This window comes from Pseudonocardia sp. SID8383 (assembly GCF_009864975.1).
GTDB classification, from domain to species: domain Bacteria; phylum Actinomycetota; class Actinomycetes; order Mycobacteriales; family Pseudonocardiaceae; genus Pseudonocardia; species Pseudonocardia alni.
Map to the genome: position 1 here is coordinate 1 of NZ_WWFY01000901.1, position 923 is coordinate 923.

A 923-nucleotide genomic window follows, 5' to 3' on the forward strand; every position below is an offset into this window, starting at 1 on the left:
GCGGTCCGCGACCGGCAGCGCCGGGGCGGGCTCGACCGGCGCGGTGAGCAGCGCGGGCCCGGCCGCGGCCCGGTCCTCGCAGACCGCGCGGACCACCCGCTCCCCCACGACCAGCCCCTCCAGCAGCGAGTTCGACGCGAGCCGGTTCGCCCCGTGCAGCCCGGTGCGGGCGACCTCGCCCGCCGCGTACAGCCCCGGGACGCCGGTGCGGCCCCAGGTGTCGGTGACGACGCCGCCACAGGCGTAGTGCGCCGCCGGGTTCACCGGGATCGGCTCGGTCCGCGGGTCGATGCCCGCCTCCCGGCAGGAGGCGAACACGGTCGGGAACCGGGTGGCGAAGCCCGCCAGACCGGTCGCGTCGAGCCAGGCGCACTCGCTGCCGGTCTCGGCGGTGTGCCGGGTGATCGCCGCCGCGACGACGTCGCGCGGGGCGAGGTCGGCCAGCGGGTGCACCCCGGCCATGAACGCGTGCCCGGCCCGGTCGCGCAGGACCGCGCCCTCGCCGCGGACGGCCTCGGTGACCAGCGGGCGGCGCCCGACCGCCGGCCCGGTCCAGAGCACGGTCGGGTGGAACTGCACGAACTCCAGGTCGGCCGCCGTCGCCCCGGCACGCAGCGCGATCGCGACGCCGTCGCCGGTGGAGGTCGCCGGGTTGGTCGTCGAGGAGTAGAGCTGCCCGTACCCACCGGTGGCCAGCAGGACCGCGGGGGCGCGCAGCACGCCCGTCTCCGCACCGCCGTCCCCGGCCAGGACGGAGAGCCCGACGACCCGGCCGGTCACGTCGCGCAGCGCGTCGTCGGCCACGTGCCCGTCGAGCACGGTGACGCCCGCCTCCCGGGTCGCCGCGACCAGCGCCCGCTCGACCTCGGCGCCGGTGGCGTCGCCGCCCGCATGCACCACCCGGAACGCCGAGTGCCCGCCCT

At 78.9% G+C, this 923-nt stretch carries 1 protein-coding gene; it reads right to left on the reverse strand.

The features are described from left to right. A partial coding sequence (locus GTW08_RS21600) for an L-aspartate oxidase (protein WP_161152449.1) occupies positions 1 to 923 on the reverse strand: 923 nt, incomplete at both ends.